This window comes from Mesorhizobium sp. M3A.F.Ca.ET.175.01.1.1 (assembly GCF_004791945.1).
Classification (GTDB): Bacteria; Pseudomonadota; Alphaproteobacteria; order Rhizobiales; family Rhizobiaceae; genus Mesorhizobium.
In genome coordinates, this window is record NZ_SRTP01000050.1 from 1 (window position 1) to 576 (window position 576).

Sequence of the window (576 nt, forward strand, 5' to 3'; positions counted from 1 at the left end):
GTTGAAGACAGGCCCGCCCTTGGGACTCCCCGGGGGAAAGCCGAAGGTCATTGCGGCGAGCTCGACCGCGTCTCCCGCGGCGCGCATGACGGGCGCCGGGTCGTTGATGCGGATGTCGTCAGCCTGGGGCAGGTCGAGCTCGGTTTGGTGGCTCGGGATTCTGAGGGCCAACTCGGCCATCATCCGGCAGTATTCCGCCCAGGCGATATGCTGCTCATAATCGTTACACATGCGAACCCCTCAGGAGCCACGATACGCTCTTCGAGCGGATTGAGGCGGGCCAAGCAATCAGCCACTCAATTCGCGTTGGCGGTTTCGGTTCGGGGGCCGTTTTCCCTGACGATCGGAACAAGTAAAGCGCATCCGGGGTTGATGGCTGCAACTGCGTTGGAGGGCACATTGAAGAGCTACATCGTTGAAATCATGTCGGGTGGGAGCGCGACATCCCACCAGATCGCCGCTGCAGAGACGCCCTTGCAGGCAGCGCGCGCAGCCACTGGCCGCGACGTCTGGGACAGGCGCGAAGAGACGACATGGGTCCGCGTGACGGACGAGGCCGATGGGGTCGTCTATTCG

General features: G+C 63.2%; 1 pseudogene. It reads right to left on the reverse strand.

What is annotated here, in order from left to right:
- A pseudogene (locus EN818_RS30680) lies at nt 1–231 on the reverse strand (SOS response-associated peptidase); the annotation flags it as partial.
- Nucleotides 232–576: the final 345 nt, after the last annotated feature.